The organism is Mesorhizobium sp. M7A.F.Ca.AU.001.01.1.1 (genome assembly GCF_004022735.1).
Lineage (GTDB): Bacteria > Pseudomonadota > Alphaproteobacteria > Rhizobiales > Rhizobiaceae > Mesorhizobium > Mesorhizobium ciceri.
The window spans coordinates 1-7093 of the sequence record NZ_RZPF01000313.1; the positions used below are offsets into that span (position 1 = coordinate 1).

The 7093-nt window shown below is 64.2% G+C and carries 6 protein-coding genes; 1 reads left to right on the forward strand and 5 read right to left on the reverse strand.

The window, feature by feature from the left end:
* Positions 1–69 precede the first annotated feature (69 nt).
* The 3 genes from EN884_RS19380 to EN884_RS19390 all read right to left on the reverse strand — a co-directional run bounded on the left by EN884_RS19380 (position 70) and on the right by EN884_RS19390 (position 3457).
* The gene (locus EN884_RS19380; protein WP_013532887.1) at positions 70–834 is read right to left on the reverse strand and encodes an SDR family oxidoreductase; all 765 of its coding nucleotides are present in this window, start codon (positions 832–834) and stop codon (positions 70–72) included.
* A gap of 80 nt (positions 835–914) precedes the next feature.
* Positions 915–1805: a DUF427 domain-containing protein gene (locus EN884_RS19385; protein WP_164745786.1), complete on the reverse strand. Its 891-nt coding sequence runs from the start codon at positions 1803–1805 to the stop codon at positions 915–917.
* Positions 1802–3457 carry an ABC transporter substrate-binding protein gene (locus tag EN884_RS19390; RefSeq protein ID WP_128360685.1) on the reverse strand — a complete coding sequence of 552 codons (1656 nt, stop codon included), beginning with the start codon at positions 3455–3457 and terminating at the stop codon, positions 1802–1804. Before EN884_RS19390 ends, EN884_RS19385 begins: the two co-directional genes overlap by 4 nt.
* A 112-nt stretch (positions 3458–3569) precedes the next feature.
* On the opposite strand from EN884_RS19390, the gene EN884_RS19395 reads away from it, so the two are divergent.
* On the forward strand, positions 3570–4472 hold the full coding sequence (locus EN884_RS19395) for a LysR family transcriptional regulator (protein ID WP_063170184.1): 903 nt from the start codon (positions 3570–3572) through the stop codon (positions 4470–4472).
* A 33-nt stretch (positions 4473–4505) separates the two neighbouring features.
* Here EN884_RS19395 and EN884_RS19400 read toward each other — a convergent pair whose 3' ends face one another.
* Together EN884_RS19400 and EN884_RS19405 are read right to left on the reverse strand one after the other, a co-directional pair.
* Complete coding sequence (locus EN884_RS19400; protein WP_128360686.1) at positions 4506–6536, reverse strand: ABC transporter ATP-binding protein; 2031 nt, start codon at positions 6534–6536, stop codon at positions 4506–4508.
* The coding region (locus tag EN884_RS19405) for an ABC transporter permease (protein WP_164895061.1) at positions 6529–7093 on the reverse strand (565 nt) is incomplete at its 5' end. The genes EN884_RS19400 and EN884_RS19405, both read right to left, overlap by 8 nt.

The following is a 7093-nucleotide window of genomic DNA, read 5'->3' on the forward strand; positions in this document are numbered from 1 at the left end:
GGTTCATGTCGCGCAACGACTAACACCGCGCGAGGCGTATAAATTCAGACTGCAGGCGAAGTTGAACCTCTACCAGCAGACGTAGCCGCCATCGACAATCAGGTCGAGGCCGGTGACGAAGCTCGCTGCGCGGCTGGCCAGGAACACCGTCGGTCCGACCATTTCCTCCGGCGCCGCCATCCGCCCCATCGGCGTGTCGCGCTTGAAGATCTTCACCTCTTCGGCCACCTCAGGCCGCTTGTTCATCGGCGTCAGTGTGTAGCCCGGGCTGACGACATTGACGCGCAGGCCGCGATCGGCCCACTCCATAGCGAGACTCCTGGACATGTGGATGACGGCGGCCTTCGAAGAATTGTAGTGCGCCTGCGTCAGGCCCCGGTTGACGATGGTGCCCGACATCGAGGCGATGTTGATGATCGAGCCCTTGCCTCGCACCAGCATCTTGCGCGCTTCGGCCTGACAGGACAGGAACACGCCGGCGACATTGACCTCGTGCACCTTCTGCCACGTCTCCAGCGGCATCGTCTCGGCGGGTTCGGAGCCGGCAATGCCGGCATTGTTGACCGCAACGGTCAGCGCACCGAGTTCGCTCTCGACTCGATCGATCGCCGCCGCCAGATCGCTCTGCGATGTCACTGTACCGTTCAGCACCAGCGCCTTGCGGCCGAGTGCCGTGATCCGGTGCGCCGTTTCATCCAGCCCGCCTTTCGACGCATGACCAAAACAGGCGATGTCGGCGCCTGCCTCGGCCAGCCCGATCGCGATGGCCTGGCCGATGCCGCTGCCGGCGCCGGTGACCAGCGCGACATCGCCATCCAGCTTGAAAAGATCCATCGAGTGTCCTCCCTGTCCCAGGGAGGGTATGCGCTGACCCGTGCTTCGATCAAGCGCCCGCGCGCAAGCGGCGTCGATGCCTAGAAATAACCGCTCGACGCGGCCGTGGCTTCCTTCGGGATTTCGACGCCATCGACCAGGATCTTGTCGACCAGCTCGTGGTGGAAACAGACCAGCCCCTTGATGCGCTCCGCCTCGTGCACCGGCTCAGGATAATACCAGACGAGGTTCTCGTGACGCTTGGCCTTGGTCGTCACGTGATAATAGTTGGAGATGCCCTTGTAAGGACAGCGCGAGATGTAGCGGCTGGGCGCGAACATATCGAGCCGCGTGTCGGCGATTGGCAGATAGTGGCGCACTGGATGGCCGGTCTCGAACAGGAACACGCCGCGGCGTGAATCGGCGACCTGCTCACCATCGAGGATGACCTGCACGCGCCGCGACGACGGCAGGCAGTCGACGCGGCGGAAGGGATCGCGGGCGTGGACAAAGATCTCCTCGTCCTCCTCGAACCAGTGCCCCATCTTGCTCCAGGTGAACGACATGTAGTCCGATATCGGCGGACAGCCCTTGACCGGATCGAGATAGCGCCAGGCCGCGTCCTCGACCAGCGTGATGCCGGTGTTGAGCGAATAGTGGGTGGCTGTGCCCTTGAATGGGTCCTCTGTCGTGGTCTTGCTCGGCAGCAGGAACTCCTCGCGAACGTCGCCGATCGGAAAATAGTAGACCGGCAGATGATCGGATTCGTAGAACACCAAGGCGTTGGTCGTATCGGCCACGGTCATTGACCCCACCTGCACACGCAGGCGCTTCTGCGTCGGCATGGTGAAGGCTATGTAGCCCGGCTCGAAGTCGTACTGCACGATGCTGTCGAGCAGCGGAAAATGCGGCCCGCGGCCGCGCAGATGAGGCTTGCGAATGGTAGTCTCCCGTTTAGTTTCTTTTGTCATCGGGCGTTGAGGCACGATCAGCTCAGGGACACGCGATCGAGCAGCAGGCCGGCGGCGATCGGCGGCAAGCCGCTGACATTCTTGCGCACCGGCACCAGCAGATCGGGAAAATAGCTGAAGATGACAGGCGTCTCGTCGAGCAGCAGTTTCTGGATGTCGGAGGCGGCAGCGCGTTGCGCGCCGACATCAAGCGCCTTGAGATAGCTGGTGACCATGCCGTCATAGGCCGGGCTCTTGAAATGCGCCGCATTCCACGGACCGTCGCTGACCAGCGGGCTCTTCAGGAAGACGTTCGGCACGCTGCGATGGGCGTAGTCGGTGATGCCAAGTGGGCTGTCCAGCCAGTCCGACTGGCCGAACACCGCCTTGCCGTAATATTTGTCCTGGTCTTCGATGTTGAGCGAGATGCGGGCACCGATTCCCTTGGCGAAATTCTGGAACAATTGCGCGTAGCGGGGAATGTCGGAATAGCGCAGCGTCGTTAGCGTGATGTCGAAACCACTGGCAAGGCCCGCCGCCTCCAGCAACTGCTTGGCCTTGGCGATATCCTGGACGCGCTGCGGCACCGTCTTGTCGGTTGCGGGGAAAGCGGGTGCGAAGGGGCTGTCATTGCCGGTCGCCGCCATGCCGCGGCACAGCCCGTCGACCAGCTTGGAGCGGTCGATGCACAGCGCCAGCGCCTGGCGCACGCGCTTGTCGGTGAAGGGGCCGGTGTCGCAGCGCATGTGAAGCTGCCGGTGCGCGGTCGAAGCGACACGCAGCACCGTGATATCAGGACTGTTCAGCACCACCTGGCTTACATCGAGCGGAACGGCGTCGAGGATGTCGACCTCGCCGGCCTGCAGCGCCAGGATGCGCGGTTGCACGTCGCCGTAGAATTTGAATTCGAGCCGGTCAGGCAGCGCCTTCTCGCCCCAATAGTCGGTATTGCGGATGAAGGTCGCGCCGACCTTTGGCGTGTAGGTCTCCAGCCGGAATGGCCCGGTTCCTTCGAACGTCTTTTCGTAGTCGCCCTTGTAGCTCGCCGGCAGGATGACGGCGTTGTAATTGTCGATCGACACCGAATAGGGAAAGCTGCCATTCGGCGCATCGAGATGGAAGGCGACGGTGTGGTCGTCGACCTTCCGGGTGCCGCCTTTCGACAGCAGCCCCTTGAACACGGAAAGTGCATTAGAAGCGCCTTTGGGGTCGGCCAGCCGGTCGAAGGTCGCGACGACGTCGTCGGCCTTGAAATCCTCGCCATTGTGGAATTTCACGCCCTTGCGCAGCTTGAACGTCCAGACGCTGCCGTCCTCGTTCGGCGCCCAGCTCTCCGCCAGCACCGGCTTCAAGGTGAGGTCCGGCTGCGTGATGCAGAGAAATTCGGCGGTCTGGAAAACCAGCTGGTAGCTGCTGCTGTCATAATAGGTGACGGGATCGATGGCGCCGCCCGGCGTCGCCACGCCGGCGCGCACCGTGCCGCCCGGCTTGCCCTCCGCGCGTGCTTGCTGCGTGCCGAGGCCGGCGGCCGCGACAAGGCTGCCCAGGAACGGCAGTGAGAGACCAAGCACGCTGCCATGGCGCAGGAAGTCGCGGCGGTCCATCCTGCCGGCCAGCAATTCGTCGACAGCGGAATTTTCGATTGCAGTGAGCGTTCTGCGAGCGTTGTCGATCATCCGGAAATGCTTGGGCATGGCTGGATTCCTCGCGTGTCTTGGGGTTCGGCCATCTAGTTCATTGTTGACTGCCGCCGGAAAGCGATATTTTTTGATAGGGGTCATCGAAATTTTCGATGCAGAGGTGGGCATGGACACTGAAAATCTGCGCAGCTTTCTCGAAGTCGCCACCCATGGCAGCTTCACCGTCGCAGCCAGCCGGCTCAACCTCGCGCAGTCCACCGTCAGCGCACGGATCAGGGGGCTGGAGGAGCAGTTGGGCCGCCGGCTTTTCGTGCGCGACCGCGATGGCGTCACGCTGACGCCGGCCGGCCGGCAGTTCCTGCCACATGCCTCTTCCATCACCCGCACCTGGGAGCAATCGCGGCAGGACATCGCCGTTCCCGATGGCTACGAGACCTTGCTGCGGCTGACCGCGCCTGCCTATCTGTGGGACCGCATCACCTCGCCATGGGTCGAGTGGATGCGCGCCAGGCGGCCGAACGTGGCGCTGCGGCTGGAGGGCAGCTTCCCGGACTCGGCGATCGACCAGCTGGCGGAAGGCCTGCTCGACATCTGCATCCTCTACCTGCCGCGACCGCATCCCGGCATCGTCTACGAAACGCTGGCGGTCGATCAGGTCGTGCTTGTCCAGCATGCCGCGCAGACCAGGCCGTGGACCGAAAACTACATTCTGATGGATTGGGGGCTGGAGTTCCGCATCGAGCACGACCGCGCCTTTGCCGGCATGGTCAAGCCCGCCATATCGGCCGGACTGGTCTTCATCGGGCTGCAGCACGTGCTGTCACAGCAGGCCGCCGCCTATCTGCCGCTCAGCGCCGTCAGCGGTCATATCGAGCGCGGCGAGATGCGGCGCATCGACAATACGCCGGTGTTCCAGCGGCCGATCTACCTCGCCTATCCCTCGAACCCCGCCTCGTCGGATGTTCTGGATGTCGCGCTCACAGGCCTGCGCACGCTGGCCAGAGACTGGGCCGAAGGGCAGGGCTTTTCGGAAGGCGACCGTGCTCTCAGCATGGCCGGCCAGATCTGACCGGCCAAGCCACGCGGGTGATGGTGACGCTCGCTATGCCGGCTCGGTCACGGCCGCTCTCTGCAGCCTGGCCAGTTCGGCATATGGAATGTGGCAGCGGATCGAATGGCCGGGCTGGGCCTCGCTCAGCGGCGGCTCCTGCTGTTCGCAGATCGGACCGATCTTGCGCGGGCAGCGCGTGTGGAACACGCAGCCCGACGGCGGATTGGTGGCGCTCGGGATTTCGCCGTCGAGACGAATGCGCGCCGTCTCGGTCTGGTCGAGTTTGGGCACGGCCGACAGCAGCGCTTCTGTGTAGGGATGATGCGGCCCGGAAAAGACTTGCTCCGACGGTCCGAGCTCCATGATGCGGCCGAGATAGAGCACGGCGATCTTGTCGGAGAGGTAACGCACCACGGCCAGATCATGCGAGATGAAGATGTAGCTGACGTCTTCCTTCGACTGCAGGTCGGCGAGCAGATTGAGGATGGCCGCCTGCACCGAGACGTCGAGCGCCGAGGTCGGCTCGTCGCAGACGACGATGCGCGGGACGCCGGCGAAGGCGCGGGCGATGGCGACGCGCTGCTTCAGGCCGCCGGACAGTTGGCGCGGTTTTACAGCCAGATGCCGGTCCGTAAGCCGCACCGAGCGGACAAGGTCGTTGAGACGAGCCTCCAGCGCCTTGCCGGAGAGGCCCGCCAGCCGCTTTAGCGCGCGTCCGATCAGATGCCGGATCGAATGCGATCGGTTGAGTGCGGAGTCCGGGTTCTGGAAGACGATCTGCATCGCCTTGATCTGGTCGTCGCTGCGGTTCTCCAGCCTGGGCGCCAGCGCCTTGCCTTCCAGCTCGATCGTGCCGCCTGCGTCCGGCGGCACAAGGCCGAGCAGCAGCCTGGCGAAGGTCGTTTTGCCGCTGCCGGATTCGCCGACCAGCCCGAGCGTTTCGCCAGGCCGCAGGTCGAGGGACACGTCCTTCACGGCGCGCAGTGCATGGCCATGGCTGGCATAGGTCTTGTTCAGCCCGGTGACGCGCAGCACCGGCGCTGCCGCCGCCCTTGGTACAGGCGCCACATCGCTCGGTGTCGCACGCGGCAGCGCCTGCGCCTTGTCGTGATGAAAGCAGCGCGACAGCCGGCCGCCCAGATCGTAGAGCGGTGGCAATTCGCTGCGGCAGCGGTCGTCGGCGAGCGCGCGGCGATCGGCGAAGGCGCAGCCCTTGATGTCGACCCCGATGCCGGGAAGGAAGCCGGGAATGGTATCGAGGCGGCCCTGGTCCTTGCGCTGGCCCCCGCGCGGCAGGCAGCGCAGCAAGGCTACGGTGTAGGGATGGCGCGGGTCGTTGAAGACGACCTCCGTCGGCCCTTCCTCGACCAGCATGCCGGCATAGAGCACGCCGACGCGGTCGCACATGTTGGAGACGACGGCGAGGTTGTGGCTGATAAACAGGATCGAGGCCGACAGTTCTTGCCGCAGCTGTGCGATCAGGTCGAGCACTTCGGCCTCTACCGTCGCATCGAGGCCGGTGGTCGGCTCGTCGAGGATCAGCATCGAGGGATCGTTGGCCAGCGCCATGGCGATCGCCACGCGTTGCTGCATGCCGCCGGAAAGCTGGTGCGGGTAGCGCTGCATCACGCTCATCGGATCGGAGATGCGCACGCGATTGAGCATCGCAATCGCCCGGTCGGTGGCCGCTTGTCCCGAAATACCGCCGAGTTCAAAAATCTCGGTCAACTGACGGCCGACGCGGATCGACGGGTTCAGCGCCTTGCCCGGGTCCTGATAGACCATGGAGACGCTTTCGGCCCGCGCCCGCCTGAGCGCCTCGGCGTCGAGTTTCATCACGTTCTGGCCGTCGAGCGATATCGTGCCGCCGGTGATAGAACCGTTTCTCGGCAGATAGCGCACCACCGTAAGCGCCACGGTGGATTTGCCGCAGCCGGATTCGCCGACCAGCCCATAGGCTTCGCCCTGGCCGATGGTGAGGCTGAGGTTACGCAGCACGGCGCGGTTGCGGCCGGCGACGCGGTAGGCAACCGAAAGATCGGTGACTTCGAGTGCGTTTTCGGCCTTGGCGGAGTTAGTCATTGAGCGCTCCGTGAACGCCGTCGGCGGCCAGATTGACGCCGATGACCAGCGAGGCGATGGCGAGCGCATCGAACAGCACCGTCCACCAGAAGCCGCCGCCGATCATGCCGTAATTGTTGGAGATCGACAGCCCCCAGTCGGGAGAGGGCGGCTGGATGCCGAAACCCATGAAGGAGAGCGTGGCGACGGCGAAGATGGCATAGCCGAGCCGCACAGTGGTTTCGACCAGGATCGGCGGAATGACGTTGGGCAGGATCTCGACGAACATCGTATGCAGGGCACTTTCATGCCTTAGCTGCGCGGCAGCGACATAGTCGAGTTCACGCTCGGCCAGCACCGCGGAGCGCACGGTGCGCGCGATGATCGGCGCGAAGCTTAAGCCGATGACAACGATGACCGTCGTCTTCGAGGTACCGAGCGCAACGATCGCCAGCAACGCAACGATGACCACCGGGATCGCCATGAAGGCTTCCAGGATTCGGCTGACGACATCGTCGACGAGGCCGCGAAAATAGCCGGTGACGAGGCCGAGCGCCGTGCCGGCCACTGTCGCCAGC